The organism is Flavobacterium hankyongi (assembly GCF_036840915.1).
GTDB classification, from domain to species: Bacteria; Bacteroidota; Bacteroidia; order Flavobacteriales; family Flavobacteriaceae; genus Flavobacterium; species Flavobacterium hankyongi.
In genome coordinates, this window is the sequence record NZ_CP085725.1 from 772,927 (window position 1) to 791,968 (window position 19,042).

General features: G+C 34.1%; 15 protein-coding genes. 7 read left to right on the forward strand and 8 right to left on the reverse strand.

Going from position 1 to position 19,042, the window contains the following annotated elements; all coding sequences use genetic code 11:
* Window positions 1-33: 33 nt before the first annotated feature.
* Window positions 34-1,941, forward strand: coding sequence for a DUF294 nucleotidyltransferase-like domain-containing protein (locus LJY17_RS03585; protein ID WP_264542485.1), 1,908 nt, complete (start codon window positions 34-36; stop codon window positions 1,939-1,941).
* A 1-nt stretch (window position 1,942) separates the two neighbouring features.
* Complete coding sequence (locus LJY17_RS03590) at window positions 1,943-2,482, forward strand: 3'-5' exonuclease (protein ID WP_264542486.1); 540 nt, start codon at window positions 1,943-1,945, stop codon at window positions 2,480-2,482.
* Window positions 2,483-2,507: 25 nt separating this feature from the next.
* On the opposite strand, the gene acs is transcribed toward LJY17_RS03590, so the two are convergent.
* The 8 genes from acs to LJY17_RS03630 form a co-directional block, all read right to left on the reverse strand.
* Complete coding sequence (acs, locus tag LJY17_RS03595; RefSeq protein WP_264542487.1) at window positions 2,508-4,415, reverse strand: acetate--CoA ligase; 1,908 nt, start codon at window positions 4,413-4,415, stop codon at window positions 2,508-2,510.
* A gap of 113 nt (window positions 4,416-4,528) precedes the next feature.
* Entirely contained in the window at window positions 4,529-6,436 is a 1,908-nt protein-coding gene (locus LJY17_RS03600) for an acetate--CoA ligase (protein ID WP_264542488.1), read from the reverse strand.
* 23 nt (window positions 6,437-6,459) lie between these two features.
* Window positions 6,460-6,825 carry a response regulator transcription factor gene (locus LJY17_RS03605; protein WP_264542489.1) on the reverse strand — a complete coding sequence of 122 codons (366 nt, stop codon included), beginning with the start codon at window positions 6,823-6,825 and terminating at the stop codon, window positions 6,460-6,462.
* A 2-nt stretch (window positions 6,826-6,827) separates the two neighbouring features.
* A complete protein-coding gene (locus tag LJY17_RS03610; protein WP_264542490.1) occupies window positions 6,828-9,527 on the reverse strand; it encodes an ATP-binding protein in 2,700 nt (899 codons plus the stop codon).
* 247 nt (window positions 9,528-9,774) lie between these two features.
* Window positions 9,775-9,990 carry a DUF6814 family protein gene (locus LJY17_RS03615; protein WP_264542492.1) on the reverse strand — a complete coding sequence of 72 codons (216 nt, stop codon included), beginning with the start codon at window positions 9,988-9,990 and terminating at the stop codon, window positions 9,775-9,777.
* 12 nt (window positions 9,991-10,002) lie between these two features.
* On the reverse strand, window positions 10,003-11,541 hold the full coding sequence (locus LJY17_RS03620) for an MFS transporter (protein WP_264542493.1): 1,539 nt from the start codon (window positions 11,539-11,541) through the stop codon (window positions 10,003-10,005).
* Between the two features lie 28 nt (window positions 11,542-11,569).
* Window positions 11,570-12,868, reverse strand: coding sequence for a hypothetical protein (locus LJY17_RS03625; RefSeq protein WP_264542494.1), 1,299 nt, complete (start codon window positions 12,866-12,868; stop codon window positions 11,570-11,572).
* A gap of 98 nt (window positions 12,869-12,966) precedes the next feature.
* Window positions 12,967-13,386: an IS1/IS1595 family N-terminal zinc-binding domain-containing protein gene (locus LJY17_RS03630; protein WP_264542495.1), complete on the reverse strand. Its 420-nt coding sequence runs from the start codon at window positions 13,384-13,386 to the stop codon at window positions 12,967-12,969.
* Between the two features lie 258 nt (window positions 13,387-13,644).
* Between LJY17_RS03630 and LJY17_RS03635 the strand changes: the two genes are divergently transcribed.
* The 5 genes from LJY17_RS03635 to LJY17_RS03655 are packed head-to-tail and all read left to right on the forward strand — an operon-like array spanning window position 13,645 to window position 19,035.
* Entirely contained in the window at window positions 13,645-14,250 is a 606-nt protein-coding gene (locus tag LJY17_RS03635; RefSeq protein ID WP_264542496.1) for a flavin reductase family protein, read from the forward strand.
* Window positions 14,251-14,252: 2 nt separating this feature from the next.
* Window positions 14,253-14,708, forward strand: a complete 456-nt coding sequence (locus LJY17_RS03640) for an SRPBCC domain-containing protein (protein ID WP_264542497.1) — start codon at window positions 14,253-14,255, stop codon at window positions 14,706-14,708.
* Between the two features lie 2 nt (window positions 14,709-14,710).
* Complete coding sequence (locus tag LJY17_RS03645; RefSeq protein WP_264542498.1) at window positions 14,711-17,002, forward strand: FAD-dependent monooxygenase; 2,292 nt, start codon at window positions 14,711-14,713, stop codon at window positions 17,000-17,002.
* Between the two features lie 2 nt (window positions 17,003-17,004).
* Window positions 17,005-18,594: an AMP-binding protein gene (locus LJY17_RS03650; protein WP_264542499.1), complete on the forward strand. Its 1,590-nt coding sequence runs from the start codon at window positions 17,005-17,007 to the stop codon at window positions 18,592-18,594.
* Window positions 18,595-18,609: 15 nt separating this feature from the next.
* Window positions 18,610-19,035 (forward strand): acyl-CoA thioesterase, encoded by a 426-nt coding sequence (locus LJY17_RS03655; protein ID WP_264542500.1) that lies wholly within the window; start codon window positions 18,610-18,612, stop codon window positions 19,033-19,035.
* Window positions 19,036-19,042 lie beyond the last annotated feature (7 nt).

Sequence of the window (19,042 nt, forward strand, 5' to 3'; positions counted from 1 at the left end):
TTATTTTTACATTTCCGATTAAGTATACTTTCCATGAAAAATTCAATTGCTGAACACGTTGCTCTTTTTTTAAAAGAATTTAAGCCATTTAACTATTTAAGTTTTGATGATTTAAAAAATATCGCAAACTCAATACGTGTTATCAATTTAGATAAAGAAAAAACTCTTTTTAAAGTTGATGATAATTTGCATGATTGTTTTTATGTTGTTAATCAAGGCGTTATTCATCTTACAGTGATTTCAGATGCTGAAGAAGCATTGTTGAATAAATGTTATCCAGGAGATATTTTTGGTTTACGTCCTTTTTTTGCCAAAAATAATTACCAAATGACAGCAAAAGCTCGTGAAGAAAGTATTATTTATGCTATTCCTATAGAAGCTTTCAAGCCTTTTGTTTCTCAAAATCAGGATGTTTTAGACTTTTTATTAGAGAGTTTTGCAACAAATGCACGTAATGACAAGGAAAATACTAATAGAATTGTTTCTTATGTAAATGCAAGCGAAAATCAAACAGATGTTTCTTTTTTTCAAACACTTAGCTATAATAGAAAACCTTTAAAAGTTAACCCAGAAGATTCTATTAAAGAAGTTGCAATCTTGATGAGCGATAATCTTTTAGAAAGCGCTTTAGTTGTTGAAAATGATTTGGTTAAAGGAATTGTGACAGATGCCGACTTTAGAATAAAAGTTGCTACTGGAAAACATGGAATTCAATCTTACATTGATAAAATAATGAGTTCACCTGTGCTCACGGTTCCGGAAAATATATCACTTGCAGAGGCTCAATTGGTTATGATTACACATAATTTAAACCATTTATGTGTTACCGAAGATGGTACAGACGCCTCACCTGTCAAAGGAATTATTTCACAAAAAGATTTAATTGCTGCACAGGCAAATAATCCTGGTGTCCTTTTAAAGGAAATTAAAAAAGCACTATCAGGTGCAGCACTAAAAGAAGTAAGACAGAGCCTTGATGAAATTATAAACACATCTATTTCTAAAAACATTCCTTTAAACCATATAAATGCAATTGCTGGAGAAGTTATTTTGGCAATTGTAAGAAGGACTGTTGAGATTGCTATTTTAGAATTAGGCTCCCCTCCTGTTCCATTTTCTTTTTTAAGTACTGGTAGTGCAGGAAGGAAAGAACAATTATTATATACAGATCATAATAGCATTTTGGTTTTCCAGGATGTTGAACCTGAAAAATACAGAGATGTTAAAGATTATTTTGTGCAATTATCCAAAAAATCTTCAGCAATGTTAGAACAAGCTGGATACAAACATAGTGCCTACGGGCATGTGGCTAGTAATCCTAATTTATGTAGATCTCTTTCAGAATGGATTAAGCAATATAATAGTTGGATGAATACTCCAGGTGAAACTTCTAACGAAATTTTCACTATTTATTTTGACTACGAATTAGCTTTTGGAGACCCAAAAATTGAAGCAGAAATTACTGAAAATATATTCAAAAATGCTAAAAACAGCGTGCTTTTCTATGATTATCTAGGAAATGATGCTTTAAAAAAACCTGCTCCTTTAAACTTTTTCAAAAAATTTAATTTAGAAGAAGAAGGTGAGCACAAAGGAAAATTCAATATTAAAACAAAAGCGTTGATGCCTTTAATTGATGGTGCTAGATTGTTTGTTATGAATATGGGGATCAAAGGGATTAATAATACCTATTTGAGATTTAAGCAACTTGCTATTACTGATACTGCCCATGCTGAAATTTATTTAGAATGTGCTGAATCGTTTTTAACATTGTCTAGAATTAGAACAATTGAAGGTCTAAAAAACGATAGTGATGGTAGTTTTATTGATATAGATGAGCTATCAAAAGCAGATAAAGAAAAACTTAAACAAGCATTGCACGCCATGGACAATTTAGAAGAAATTATAAAAGACCGTTTTCAATTAACACAATTTTCATAGAATGCTTGATTGGTTTAAAAAAATAGGAAAAGATTATCCAGATTTCTGGATGGAGTATATTTCTAAATTTGAAGAAAAATCAAATAGATATGTAGCTTTAACGGTTGAGACATCTGGAATTAATCCTAAAAAAAATGTGATATTATCATTTGCTGCCATAGGAATTGTTAATCAAAATATTATTGTTAATGATTATTTTGAATTTTCAATGAATGATTTTGAAACGGAAGCTGATGCAATTCAAAAGTTTATTGAATATATAGGAAATGCAACTTTAGTTGGACATAGAATTTATTTAGATGTCGAAATGATTAATGAAGCATTAAGCAAAATGGATTGTGGTAGAATTAAAAATGAAGCGTTGGATGTTGAAATTATGCATAAAAAATTATTTGATATTCATGAAGATAAACCAATGTCTCTAAATGAAATAGTTTCTCATTATAAAATAATTCATGCAGATAAAAGCTCAAATGCAGATGATGCATTTACAATAGCTTTATTGTTTTTAAAATTAAAATCTCAACTTCAATTAAAATAAAAAGCCCTGATTCAGGGCTTTTTAATTATACTCTATTATCTTTAATTTCATCTACAATTTCAGGATTTAATAACGTAGAAATATCTCCAAAATTACTAAAATCTCCTTCAGCGATCTTACGTAAAATACGACGCATGATTTTTCCAGAACGAGTTTTTGGTAATCCAGATACAAACTGAATTTTATCTAATTTAGCTATAGGGCCAATTTGGTCTGATACCAACTGATTAATTTCTTTTGCTAAGTTATTACGGTCTCTACTCTCTCCTACTTCCTTCAAAATAATAAATCCGTAAAGTGCATTTCCTTTAATATCATGAGGAAAACCAACAATAGCACTTTCGGCCACAGCTGGATGTTCATTAATAGCATCTTCAATTGGTGCTGTACCCAAATTATGACCTGAAACAATTACTACATCGTCAACTCTACCGGTGATTCGGTAATAGCCGACTTCATCACGCAACGCACCATCTCCTGTAAAATATTTACCTGGGAAAGCGGTAAAATAAGTCTCTTTATATCTTTGATGATCTCCCCAAATCGTTCTAGCAATACTAGGCCAAGGAAATTTTATACACAAACTACCAGTGACTTGATTTCCTTCAATTTCGTTACGCAATTCATCCATTAGAACAGGTTGAATTCCAGGTAATGGTAAGGAAGCATAGGTTGGTTTTGTTGGAGTTACAAAAGGAATCGGTGATATCATAATTCCACCTGTTTCGGTTTGCCACCAAGTATCGACTAACGGACAACGCTTACCACCTACGTGATCATTGTACCAGTGCCAAGCTTCTTCGTTTATGGGTTCTCCAACACTTCCAATCACTTTTAAAGAACTTAAAGGAAAACGTTGTACGTAATCTAAATTTTCTTTTGCCAAAGCACGAATGGCCGTTGGCGCGGTATAAAATTGAGTTACATTGTGTTTTTCGATAACTTCCCAAAAACGACTAAAATCAGGATATGAAGGCACACCTTCAAAAATTACTGTCGTTGCACCGTTTAGTAGTGGTCCATATAAAATATAAGAATGTCCCGTAATCCAACCTATATCGGCAGTACACCAAAAAATGTCATTTTCTTCATAGTTGAAGACGTTTTTAAAAGTATATCCCGTATACACCATATATCCTGCAGTAGTATGTAACATTCCTTTTGGTTTACCGGTTGAGCCTGAGGTATAAAGTATGAATAAAGGATCTTCGGCATCCATAATTTCTGCGACATTGTTGTCTAAGGCATTATCTAATAATGGTTGTAACCATATATCACGGCCGTCCTTCATTGGAACTGTTTCATGGGTTCTTTTTACCATTAATACTTTTTCGACGGTAGGGCATTTTTCCAAAGCTTCGTCAATAATTCCCTTCAGATTTATCGTTTTTTCTCCACGATAACCACCATCAGAAGTAATTACCATCGAACATTCACAATCTTGGATTCTGGCAGCCACAGCTGAAGCTGAGAAACCCGCAAATATAACCGAATGTATAGCTCCTATTCGCGCACAAGCCAAAACAGCAACCGCTAGTTCCGGAATCATTGGCAAATAAATACACACTCTATCTCCCTTTTTAACGCCTTGCTCTCGCAAAACATTAGCCATTTTAGATACTCGTTTGTATAGCTCGTTGTAAGAAATATGAAGTGCTTCTTCTTCAGGATTATTCGGCTCAAAAATAATAGCCGTTTTGTCACCACGACGGGCTAAATGTCTATCGATACAATTTTTTGTGATATTGACTTTGGCATCCAAAAACCATTTGAACTGCGCTTCTTGCATATTAACATCAAAAACTTTGTCCCATTTTTGGTACCAAACAAAGTTTTCATCGGCTATTTTATCCCAAAACTTTTTGGGCTCACGAACCGATTTTTTATACATTTTGAAATAATGCTCTAAATTTTGAATTTTATAATAACTCATTATCTTTCTATATTATATTACCATTTGTAGTGTAAATATAACCAAACTATTTTTGCTGTAATGAATAATTTTGCTAAATAGGTATAGGTCATTTTTAGTTAATTCTGTTTTTCTTAGATAGGACTGTTTTTATAAATTCCTATGCTTTGTTTTTGAAAATCCTCTTTTATTTCCTCTATAATCGATTCATCATCAATGGTTGATGGTATTTGAAACTCTATACCATCAGCGATACTTCTAATAAGTTTTCTTAATATTTTACCAGAACGTGTTTTGGGTAATCGTTGCACTACTACCACATCACGTAACGAAGCCACAGCTCCAATTTTATCTCTAACCAATTGAACAATCTCGTATTGTGTTTGGAAATTTTCGATGGTTTCTCCCGATTTTATAACCACTAAGGCTAAAGGTATTTGGCCTTTTAACTCGTCATTTATTCCTATAACGGCACACTCGGCCACAGCATCATGTGAGGAAACAATTTCTTCCATTTCGGCAGTAGACAAACGATGCCCTGCTACATTAATTACGTCATCGATCCTTCCGGTGATGAAAACATAACCTTCTTCATCTTTAAATCCGCCGTCACCTGAGAAATAATAGCCTGGAAATTTATCCAGATATCCTTTTTGGAAACGTTCATGATCGTTCCATATATCAAGCATCATTCCTGGTGGCAAAGGTAATTTAATTACTACGTAACCTTCTTCTGTTGGGGCTAATTCCTGACCATTTTCATTAAAAATTCTGATATCATAACCAGTAACTGGTTTTCCTGAAGAACCTGGTTTAATTGGTAAAAACTCTACCCCCATCATGTTTGCAATCATGGGCCAGCCAGATTCAGTTTGCCACCAGTGATCAATCACTGGGATTGAAATATGCTTTTGATACCATTCCAAAGTGGCAACATCACAGCGTTCACCAGCTAAAAACTGTGTTCTAAGACTGCTTAAATCATATTGTTTTATAAATTCACCATTTGGATCCTCTTTTTTAATAGCTCTGATAGCTGTAGGTGCTGTAAACATTACATTAACCTTATGTTCTGAAATAATTCTCCAAAAGGTTGAAGCATCAGGTGTTTTTACTGGTTTTCCTTCAAATATGATAGAAGTATTTCGATTGAATAATGGTCCATAAATCGTATAACTGTGCCCAACAGCCCATCCAATATCTGAAGCAGCCCAGAATACTTCATCTTCTTTTATACCATAAATATATTGCATTGAAAATTTAAGTGCTGTAGCATGTCCACCTGTGTCTCTGACAATTCCTTTTGGTTTTCCTGTTGTTCCTGAAGTATATAAAACATATAATGGATGAGTAGCTTCTACTGGAACACAAGGCGTTTCTTCTGAACCATATACAATAGCTTCATAGTCGACATCATACTTTTTGAATGGAATTCTAGCGCCTAATTTTCGATTCAGTACAATTACTTTTTTAGGTTTGTGTTGGGCTAATTCGATAGCTTCATCGACTAAAGGTTTATAGGCAATCAATCGGTCAACTTCGATTCCTGAGGAAGCAGTGATAATCAGTCTTGGTTTGCAATCATCAATTCGAATAGCAAGTTCATGAGGAGCAAATCCGCCAAAAACTACCGAATGCGTTACCCCTATTCTCGCACAAGCTAACATTGCAAAGGCAGCCTGCGGAATCATAGGCATGTAAATTACAGCGGTATCTCCTTTTTTTAATCCTAAAGAAAGCATACCACCTGCCAATTTAGCTACTTCTGTCTTTACTTCATTAAAGGTATATTTTTTGATCGTTTGAGTAACAGGAGAATCATATATGATGGCTGTTTGATCTCCAAAACCATCTTGAATGTGCTTATCTAATGCTAAATAACAAGCATTTAATTTGCCATCTTTAAACCAAAGTGGATAACCGTTATCGTCTTGCGATAAAATAGTACTTGGTTTACTGTACCATTCGATTTCATTGGCTTGTTTTTCCCAAAATTCGGAAGGAAAATGAATACTTTGATTGTATAATTCGTTATAATTCATGGCATTTTATTTTTAATATCCCACTATTCTTGCAAAAGTTCACTTACTTGTTCTACAATTTTTTTAATAGAAAAGGGTTTAGTCAAGTAAGCATCGGCGCCAAGTGATAATCCTTTTTCGATATCACTTTCTTTATTTTTTGCCGAAAGAAATATCACTTTGGTATGTTTTAAATTATCGTCTTTTTTTATTTGTTCTAATGTAGCATAGCCATCTACCATAGGCATCATCACGTCCAAAATAATCACATCTGGAAAATTAGTTTTGACAATATCTAGCGCTTCTTGTCCGTCTCGGGCAATAAATACTTGATAATTATTTTTCTTAAATGTGTATTCTAAAGACATGACAATGTTGGGTTCGTCATCTACTATTAAAATCTTTTTCATCTTTATTCGTTTTCTATATTTTTATTCTTAGGCAATGTAAAAGTGACACAGGCTCCTTTTATGCTAGGTTGTACCCATATTTTACCTTTGTGATGTTCTATAATTTGTTTGCAAATAGCAAGTCCTAAACCACTTCCTACGGGTTTTTTTATATTTTGATTTGTCGATTGATAAAATTTATCAAAGATTACTTCAAAATCACTTGTTGGAATTCCTTTTCCGTTATCATGAACTGAAGTTATTACAAAATCCTCTTTTTCTGAAATTTGAATTGTTATTAAACCTCCAGTTTCCGGACAAAATTTGATAGCATTGGAAAGTAAATTGGTAACCACTTGAAAAATTCTATCTTCATCAAAATAGGCATTTACTTTGTTTTTACTTTCTATATGGACTGTTATTTTTTTGTTTTTTATTAATTGTTGTAAAGGTTCAATGGCCTTTTCTACAATTTCAACCAGATTGTTTTTGGCCAAATGAAGTGTTTGTTTTCCCGTTTCAAATTTTTCCAAATCTAGAATTTTGTCAATCAATCTATTCAATCGATCCGATTCTGAAATAATGTTTTGAAGAAACTGTTTTTTTAACTCTTCTGGAATTTCATCATCATCGTGCAAAATTTCACTCGCCGCTCTAATAGCCGTTATTGGTGTGCGAAGTTCGTGAGTAACGGTGTCTAAAAACTCATCTTTTTGTTGGTCTTTTTTAATTAAAGCACTGTTTGCATTCTGTAATTTAGCCGAAATTTCTTTTAATTCATTAGACGTTTCGGTAAGCTTCTTATTGATGATAATATTTTCTTTTGATTCTTCTAGAATTTTGAGAACCTCTGGCAAAGTGATTTTTTCTTCTTTTACAACACTTGAAATTAATATTCTGGCAGAAGCCGTTCCAATATGTCCTGTTAATAGATTTTCAGAGAATTTTATTAAACGTGCGTCTGCAAGCTCTTGATTTTTATCAACATTATATTTGACATTAAAAATATTCATAGCTCGTCGGGTTCGGTCTTCTCCTAAAAATCGAATTAATACTTTTTCAATATCATTGCGATAGGCAGTTCCTTTCCAAATAAAAGCATTCTCGTGGTTGGTGATGTATTTATTGATATCTACAAACATTTCGGCATAGTTACGTTCGCGGTAATTTCCTTTAAAACTAACCGAAACAGCAAAATAGGTAAAGGAATTGAACAATAAACTCCAAAATAAAGCATGTGGAACTGGTTGTAAATAATCTAAACCAAACAATTGAAAAGGTTTCAATAGCGCAATATCCATAAATCCCTTTGAAATAAAGGAACTTTCTTGATTACTGATGCCAATTGAGTATGGAATTAATAAGGTGTAGATGCAAATTATGAATCCAACTAAAATACTGTAAATGGCGCCTAAACGAGAACCTCTTCTCCAAAACAAAGCTCCAAAAAAAGCAGGTGCCAATTGTGCAATGATTACAAAAGCAACTAATCCGATGGAAACCAAACTATAATCCAGTCCAAAAAAACGATAAATAAAATAAGACAATATGATTAGAGAGAATATTCCAAATTTACGGCTGTTGACAATTTTTCGACTACTAATGGTTTGTTCATCCCCTTTTAATTGTCCTAATAAATTATACGGAATTAACACATTGTTGGTAAGCATGGTAGAAAGTCCAATAGACGAGACCACAATCATTGAAATAGCTGCTGAAAATCCTCCAAGGAAAACAATAACAGTTAGTATTTTATTATTAAAAAACTGAGGAATCAACAAAGAATAGGTATCCGAATTTACTGTTTGACCATCAAATAAAACATTTCCGCCCCAAGCAATTGGATATACAAATAAATTGAATATTAAAAGATACAAAGGGAACAACCAAACAGCAGTATTGATATGGTTTTCTCTGTTATTTTCGATTACAGATACCTGAAATTGTCTAGGTAACAAAAAAATAGCAAACATAGAAAGTACACAAAGTAAAAACCAATTAATGGCTTGTGGTAGACCTCCAAGAGTATTCTTTTGGTTGAAATTTTCCAATACTGACGCTTTTTGATAAATATCATCAAAACCATCAAAAACAAAATAAGTCACATAAATACCAATGATGACAAAAAAGATCAATTTTAAAACACTTTCCATGGCCACAGCCGTTACAATTCCTTTTCGTTTCTCGGAAGCATCTACATAACGCGTACCGTAATAAGAAGAAAATAAGGCTAGAGCAATGGCAACATAGGTAGTAGTATCATTAAAAATAAATGAACTCGTATTGGTTTTAGTTACAATGTGAAATGTTTCCGAAATGGCTTTTAATTGTAAAGCTATGTAAGGCAATATTCCGGTTAATGAGATTATAGTGACAATAGCTCCTAAAAAACGACTATTTCCGTAACGAAGCGAAATAAAATCGGCAATACTTGAAATTTTATTGACTCTTGAAATTCTGATGATTTTTTTAAGAATTAAAATCCAAGAAGGCGCAACAATTATAGGTCCCAAATAAATGGGCAAATATCCCAAACCACTTTCGGCGGCAACACCAATACTTCCATAATAAGTCCATGCGGTACAGTAAACCGCCAATGATAAAGTGTATACATACGGATTATTCGTCCATTTACTATTTCCTTTTTTTTCGGCCCAATGGGCAATAAAAAAAAGTACTGCTAAATAGCCTGTGAGAATAATTAAAAGTAAGACACTATTCATGGTAACGTTTTACGATTAAAAATGAAACTAAAATGGAAAGTAACCAAATCGAAAAAAAGTAAATATAAATCGCAGGAAATCCCATTACGCTTTCTGATGAATCAAATAACAATACAATGGGCAAATTCAGCCCGATGAGAAGCACAATTGAAACAATTACTAATTTTTGTTGGTGTCTTTTTTTCATAAAAACTTAAAAAACTTAAAGCCCTTATGAAAAAGAGCTTTAAGTAAGTATTAGTTGATTTTAATCTTCATATTCATTGGTTATCGCATACCAACCAAATATAGTCAAACCGGTAACAACCATCGGCAAAAGAATAAAGAAAACAATAATACCAAAAACCAAATCATCTTGTTTTCCTGATGTTAGTTTGCTTCCAAAAATTCCAATACTGTAATAGGCTACTACAATGGCTAATGCAATCCAAACTATTCCTAAATATTTTTTTAATGTGTTCATAATTTTGATGTATTAGTCGTGAAGTGTATTAATTTTTTTATCGATATAAATCATTCCAATTACAAAGCAGACTGCTGCAATACCTATTGGATACCAAAGTCCTTCCAAATAAAATTGTGGATCACCCGCGTCTTTAGCCGAAGTTACAAAATAAGTTGAAATAGCAGGAAGTAATCCTCCGAAAATTCCGTTTCCAACGTGATATGGTAATGACATGGAAGTATATCTAATTTTTACAGGAAACATTTCAACTAAAAATGCTGCAATTGGACCGTAAACCATAGTTACAAAAATAACCTGAATGAAGACTAAAAATACCAACATCCACTTGTCATTACTGTTAATCGTTTTGGTCACTTTTGTTTCTACTTTGTCTTTCCCCTTATCATCCACCATTATTTTTCCATTTTCTAAATGAATGGTTTTAATTTCTTCAACCAAAGTGCCATCGGCAAATTCTTTATTGGTAGTATAAATGGAATCCAATTTAGTAGCATCAATTTCTTTTACAGAAGGGACTGTTTTTGTTTTATCAACCAACTCTGTTTTTAAAGCCAAATCGGTGGTTTGATACATTGCTTTATAAATTGGGCGGTAGGATAAAATAGCGATTAACATCCCTCCCATCATGATGTATTTACGACCAACTTTATCACTCAGCCAACCAAATACAATAAAGAAAGGAGTACCTAGTAACAACGCAATTCCAAGAAGCGTATCTACTTGTGACGAATCGACACTCATAACTGTTTTTAAAAAGTTCATGGCATAAAATTGTCCTGTATACCAAACCACACCTTGTCCCATAGTTGCTCCGAACAAGGCTAACAAGACAAATTTTAAATTGTATTTGTTCCCAAAACTTTCTTTTAAAGGATTTGTAGTGGTTTTTCCTTCTGCTTTGGCTTTAGCAAAAACAGGTGATTCGTGCATATTTTTTCGAATTAAATAGGACACCAAAACCATTAGAATTGATACCCAAAAAGGTACTCTCCAGCCCCACTCGTCAAAAGCTTCTTTGGATAAAGCACTTTTGGTTAACAGAATTACCATCAAGGAAATAAATAATCCCACGGTAGCTGTCGTTTGAATCCAAGAGGTCCAATACCCTTTTTGACCTGCAGGTGCGTGTTCTGCCACATAAGTAGCTGCACCGCCATATTCACCTCCTAAGGCTAAACCTTGTAACAAACGAAGGATTAATACTAACAAGGGCGCCATAAAACCAATGGTTTCATAACTCGGAATACATCCAATTAAAAAGGTTGCTCCTCCCATTAAAAGTAAAGTCACCATGAACGTATATTTTCGTCCAATTAAATCCCCTAAGCGCCCAAAGAATAAGGCTCCAAATGGTCGTACCACAAAACCTGCGGCAAAAGTGGCTAACGTCGATAAAAAGGCTGCCGTTGGATTATCGGAAGGGAAAAATTTAGTAGATATTACTACGGCCAAACTTCCAAAAATATAGAAGTCATACCATTCAATCATTGTTCCCATTGAGGAAGCGGAAATCACTTTCCAAATTCCTTTTGTTGATTTATTACTCATAAATATAAGTTTAAATTGGTTAGTTAGTTTAGAAAGAATACGCGCAAGAGACCATAAATCGGGTGTTGTGCACATCTCTTTGGTTTAAATCGGCAGAAGCATCTCCGTTGGCATTTAAATCTCCCCAAGTGGCTTGAGTGTATTCAATTTCGGGAGTAACTCTGAATTTGTTTTGTTTAAAATCAACTCTGCCCGATAATCTCATGACATTGTCAATTACTCGATTTCCGGTCACTCCTCTCATGTAATATTTTGCCGTTTCACCTGCGGCTAAAGTTCTAGAAGTTCCATTATTTGAAGTATATCCAAAGAATAATCCTGGTCCAACTTTTTTACCGTTTCCAGCAAGATCAATCCAAAAAGCCGATGTTTTAGAAGCTTCGTATTGCTCTACTTTGTCTGTAGCATTATAGCCAACAAAACCTCCCAACATTACTAAACTTTGTAAATTGGTTCCTGAAATCCCATAGGCTTTCACTAAAAACGTATCATTAGAATATTTTAAATAAGCCATAAAAGAACTACTGTTTACTTTTTCTGTAGTGGGTACTTTTACATTTGAAGGCGTTAAAGTGAATTCAGTTAAAGGTTGTAAGGTTTTTATTTCAGCACCTACACCAGCAATCCAATTTTTATTTTTGTATTGCAATTGACCATGAAAAGTGGGTAAAGAAGAGTTGATGGATGCTGAATTTTGTGTCCCAATAGTAGACACCGTTGCGGTAAATTCTCTTTCTTTATAGGCTGTAGCTGCTACTGAAAACTCCTTGGTCAAATTGTATTTTAGTCTCACTTGGGTGGCCCATCCAAACGGATTGAATAGAATTCCGGTATTAAAATTAGCTACGCCAGGAAATACTTCGGGAATAAAAGTTGGGTACCAAGTTTGTCCCATAGTTAAAGATGTTTTGCTCCACTCCATATTCACATAAGCATGACGCAAACGCAACAATCCAATGGTAGAGCCTTCGACATTTCCAAAGAAATCCCCTTCTAAAGTTCCACTCATTTTAGCTCCCCAAACACTTGGACCTTTGACTTTGGTGCCAAGTCTAGAAACAACAGATAAAAAATTAGATGAACCCACTGCATTAAAATCATTTCCTGCTGCTGGTGCATCTAACGGATAGAGGTTTAGATTTCCTTCTCGAACTTGGGAAGACTTTCGAGTGTCCCACATATAGTCGGTTCTAATAAAACCGTAAAGACTAACTTCCCATTCCTTTTCTGGAGGAACTTCAGTGGTCGTAGCTGGAGTTGTTGGTGTTGTCTGTGCATAGCCAGAGAAAGCTATCATAAACATACACAAAAAGATACTTTTTTTCATAATCATTCAAATTGGTTAGATTTTGATTTGTTATTCGAATTTGGAAAAAATAACCAATGAAAAAAATTATAATATATATATCTGTAAAACGATTATAGTTAATCTTTAAAACGTTCCCATTTTATAAGCATAAACTTGTCTCCTAGCTCGGTAATGATCATACCTGCTCCAGATAATTGTTCTTTGTTTTTTAGGTACTCTACGAGTTCTAAATGATTAAAAATCTTATAAGTAGGATGATAATTGGGATGAGGAGGCTTTTTGATTTTAAATTCTTTAACCCAATTACTTATCGATACGTGTGAAACGCCCAAAATTCGCTCAATTTCACGATAACTTAATCCCTCTAAATACAATTGCAAAGCTTTGGTTACATAGTAATCATCTATCTTTTTACCTAGTTTATTGACTGTAAAGAAATAGTTGCAGGATTTGCATAAATACCGCTGTCTGTCTTTGATGACACCGCTTTTTACAATTTTTATGTTTTGACATTTAGGACAACTTACAATATCCATATATATAAAATTTGCATAAATATACTAATTTAGCAAAAATATAAAAATATTATCTATAATTATATAGAACAAAAAATACAAATAATATAAATAATAGCCCTTAAAAATTAATAAAATGTATTTATTTTTTATTTGATTAAAACCTATGATTAATAGATAAATGTGAAAAAAATAGTAAAATAGTTAATAATTTTAAACAATCACCTCCTGAATTCCTGCTTTATTTATGTTAATTTGCATAACAACAACAACTATTTTATGGAATTTGACCCACAAACGTTAGAACCATCGGCGATATACAAACTTCTTACTGGCTCGGTAATTCCAAGACCTATTGGTTGGATTTCTTCGATAGATAGTAATGGAATTAACAACCTTGCCCCTTTCTCTTATTTTAATGCTGTTGGAGAGGATCCACCGCATGTCATGTTTTCGACAGTAAGGGGAAATAATACCAACAAAGACACTTTGAACAATGTTTTGGAAACCAAACAATTTGTAGTGAACATGGTTACTGAAACCACAGTTGAGCAAATGAATTTGACCTCACAATCAGTGGCTTCAGATGTCGATGAGTTTCAATTGGCCAACGTAACCCCTATTCCTTCAGTTAAGATTAAACCCATGCGTGTCAAAGAAAGTCCGATTACTTTTGAATGTGAATTGGTACATCATTATTTCTTAGAAGATTATAAAAATGGTGGTGCTTGTATTATTATAGGTCGAATTGTCATGATGCATATTGATGAAAGCGTTTTATTAGACAATTATAAAATCAATATGGAAGCTTATAAACCAGTCGCTCGTTTGGCGGGTTCTAATTATTCTAAATTAGGAGAAATTTTTTCCATTAAAAGAAATTAATGATGAGCCCAGAAAAATTAGAAATTAAAGTGGCGATGCAAATTTCAAAACCAATCAGTGAAGTTTTTGAAGCTATTGTAAATCCTGAAAAAATGGCTAACTATTTCATTTCAGAAAGTACTGGAAGAATGGAAGAAGGTAAAAAGCTTATTTGGAAATTTCCTGAATTCGACTTTGAATGTCCCATACGTGTTGGAAAAATAGAACAAGATAAATACATATCCTATTACTGGGAAAACTCAGGAAAAGAACTACTGGTTGAGATTTCCTTATCAGAAAGCTTAAACCATTCTACTTTAGTTTCGATTTCCGAAAAAGAAATGGAAAACAACGAAGCCGGTTTAAAATGGTTATCCGGTAATTCCTTTGGCTGGTCTAACTTTTTAGCCTGTCTGAAAGCCTATTTAGAATATGGAATCAATATTAGAAAAGGTTCCTTTGATTTTATGAAACAATAATTATGAAAATTACGGTAATTGGTGGTGGTCCTGGTGGACTCTATTTCGCAATATTAACCAAAAAAGCGCTACCTCATTGTCAAATCGATGTGTACGAACGCAACAAACCCGATGATAGTTTCGGTTTTGGCGTGGTGTTTTCGGATGAAACTTTGGGTGAATTCTTAACCCGAGATACCAAATCTTATGAATTAATCCGCAGTAAATTTGCGTATTGGGATGATATTGTGGTGGCGCGTGATGGTGAAAAAGTGAGTATCTCAGGAAACGGATTTTGTGGTTGTTCCCGTAAAACTTTATTACAACTTTTACAACAGCGTTGTAGCGAAGAAGGAATTGGACTTCATTTCGAACAAAATGTGGACGACTTATCACAATTTAAAGACAGTGACATTATTGTTGCATCCGATGGTATTGGAAGTGCCATTCGAACAAAGTTTGCAAATGATTTTGGAACTTCAGTAAAACTTCAAAAAAACAGATTCGTTTGGTTAGGTTCTACAAAACCTTTAGATGCTTTCACCTATTTTTTTAAAACAACAGAATTCGGAACTTTTGTAGCACATACCTATCAATATGAAGCCGGAATGAGTACATGGATTTTTGAGTGTTCGGAAGAAACTTGGCAAAAAGCTGGATTTGAAATTGAAAATGAAACCGCTACGGTTGCCAAATTAGCCGAAATCTTCAAAGATGAATTGGAAGGTCATCCTTTAATTACCAATAAATCTCACTGGCGTCAATTTCCGCAGGTGACCAATGAAAATTGGTCAAAAGACAATATTGTTTTATTAGGAGATGCAAAAGCTACAGCCCACTACTCTATTGGTTCAGGAACAAAATTAGCAATGGAGTGTGCCATCGCACTTTCTGATGCAGTTGTTGCGAATGAAAATGATGTTTCAGCTGCTTTTGAACAATACGAGCAATCTAGAAGAAATCGTGTAGAAATGATTCAGCATGCGGCCAATGTCTCCTTAGATTGGTTTGAACACATGGACCGACACGTTCAGCATGATTTCCAACAATTTGCATTTGGCGTGATGACACGTTCCAAAAAAGTCACATTTGAAAATTTAGCCATTCGAGATGCTTCTTTCCCTGAAAAAGTATTAACCGAATTTAATTCAAAAATAGGAACAGATACTAAAACTCCAGCTGCATTTACTCCTTTTAAGTTAAGAGAAATGACGCTTCAAAATCGGATAGTAATGTCTCCCATGGGGCAATATTCGGCAGAAAATGGTTTACCAAACGATTGGCATTTTCAGCATTATACTAGTCGTGCTATTGGAGGAGTTGGGTTTATTATTGCAGAAATGACAGCTATTTCAGAAACAGGTCGTATTACAGAGGGGTGCACAGGAATTTATAATGCAGAACAAGTTCAAAGCTGGAAAAGAATAAATGATTTTATTCATCAAAACACGCAAACCAAAATAGGCATTCAGATAGGACATTCTGGAAGAAAAGGAGCTACAAAAAAGCCATGGGAAGACTCATTCAAAGGAAAATCTTGGGAATTGCTTTCTGCTTCTGCTATTCCATTCAATGAAAATTCAGCCATTCCAAAAGAAATGTCTTTGGACGATATGAATTTAATTACCTCTCAATTTGTCCAAACCGCTAAAAATGCAAATGATGCTGGATTCGACATGATTGAATTACAAGCACATCATGGATTCTTATTATCTTCCTTTCTATCACCTCTAACCAACATTAGGACTGATGAATTTGGCGGAAGTATAGAAAATAGACTGAAATTTCCTCTTCGCGTTTTTACCGAAATGCGAAAGGAATTCCCAAAAGAGAAGCCAATGTCAGTTCGAATTTCAGCATGTGATTGGGCAGAAAACGGAATTTCGGAAGAAGATGTAATTGCTATTTCAGAAGCTTTCAAAAATGCCGGAGCCGATATTATCAGTGTTTCTACAGGAAATACGGTAGCCAATCAAAAACCGCAAACCGGAAGAATGTGGCAAACTCCTTTTTCGGATATGGTTCGCAATACGGTTCATATTCCAACCATAACAGCCGGTTACATTCAAGATATCGATCAAATCAATACTATTTTATTAAATGGCCGTGCCGATTTGGTTGCATTAGGACGACCGTTACTTTTGGATCCTTATTTTGTAAGAAATGCTCAAGCCTACGAAAATTTTAAACCAACTGATATTCCAAGGCAATATATGACTGGTACGACGCATTTGTATCCATTAAAAACTTCAGAACGTAAAATGGTAGAAGGCATGAAGAAAGCTTTGAAACCTGAAAGTCATAAAAATAGTTAATTATGAAGCATTACGAAGATAATTTTGCTCATGATAGTTTACCAAATCCTGAATTGCAACCGGATTATACTTTTCTGGATTTGCCACAATTTAAACGTCCGGAAATGCTCAATTGCGTTGAACGTTTGTTAGATTATCATATTAAAAATGGCCATGGAGATGCTGTTTGTATTCAAACCTTCAAAGAACGTTGGACCTATAATGACTTGTATGAAAAAGCCAATCAGATTGCGCATGTTTTAGTAGAAGATTTAGGATTAAAATCCGGCAATCGAGTGCTAATTCGCTCGGCCAATAATCCCAAGATGGTGGCTTGTTGGTTCGCCATTTTGAAAGCAGGAGGAATTGTTGTAGCTACCATGCCTTTATTGCGTTCCAAAGAATTGACCACCATAATTGATTGCGCTGAAATTTCACATGTTTTATGTGATAGTACTTTAGCGGAAGAAATGGAATTGGTCAAATCACCGTTTTTGAAAAGAACCTGTTATTATAACACATCAGAATTGGAAAGTTTGATGGAAGATAAACCTAAAATGTTTTCCAATTATCATTCAAAATCTGATAGTATTGCGTTGATTGGTTTCACATCAGGAACTACGGGTTTGCCTAAAATGACTGCGCATTATCATAAAGATATTTTAAATATCTGCGAAGCGTTTCCTCAATATTCATTACAACCAACATCAGACGACGTATTTACCGGAAGTCCACCTTTAGGTTTTACCTTTGGTTTAGGAGGATTGGTATTGTTTCCCATGTATTTTGGTGCTTCTACCTTTTTGATTGAAAAACCCACACCCGATTTGCTTTTGCAAGCCATTCAGGATTACAAGGTATCGATCTGTTTTACAGCACCAACAGCTTGGCGTATTTTAACCACAAAGGCTAATGAATACAACATTTCTAGTTTGCGAAAATGTATCTCGGCAGGAGAAACACTTCCGTTAAAGGTATGGGAAGACTGGTATAAAACTACAGGATTGAAAATTATTGACGGCATTGGCGCTACCGAAATGCTTCATATCTTTATTTCTTCCAATGAGACCAATATGAAACCTGGAGCTACAGGTGTAGCTATAACTGGATATGAAGCCAAAATTATTGATAATGATGGCAATGAAGTAGCTAGAAACGAACCAGGAAGATTAGCAGTAAGAGGAATAACGGGCTGTAAATACTTGAACAGAGAAGAAAAACAACTAGAGTATGTTGAAAACGGTTGGAATTTGACGGGAGATATCTTTCGTCAAGACGAAGACGGTTACTTTTGGTTTGTTGCAAGAGGGGATGATATGATTATTTCTTCGGGTTATAATATTGCTGTAATTGAAGTAGAAAGTGTACTTTTAACACACGATGAAATATTAGAATGTGCGGTCGTGGGTCTGCCTGATGAAGAACGCGGTATGTTAGTTTGTGCACATATTGTTTTAAAGGAAAAAGATAAAGCAACAGATGAATTAGCTAAATCTATTCAGCAGTGGTTCAAGGAAGTAGCGGCTCCTTATAAATATCCTAGAATAATTAATTTCATGGATTTTTTACCCAAAACGGAAACAGGAAAAATCCAACGATTTAAATTAAAATAATAATTACATTTATACATGAAATATTTTATAAAGACGGAAAAAATACGTTTTCAACATATAGATTTTGCTGGAATTGTCTTCTATCCAAGATTCTTGGAAATGTTAAACGGATTAGTAGAAGACTGGTTTGAAGAAGCTTTAGACAGACCTTTTTCTAAAATGCATGAAACCAACGGCATACCAACAGTTGACTTGAAAGTGCAATTTAAAAAAGCAGCACGATTGGGAGAAGTTATCATCAAAGAACTTTGGGTAAAAGATTTGCGTTCCTCTTCCCTACTTTGCGGATTTTTATTCAAAAACCAACAAAATGAAACGATTTTAGAAGGAGAAGTTACTCTAGTTAATGTAAAAATTGGCGACGATAGAAAAACAATTACTTCAGAAGCTTTCAATGAAGCTATGAGAGCAAAAATCAGTTATTTCCTTATATCAGAATAAAGCAATG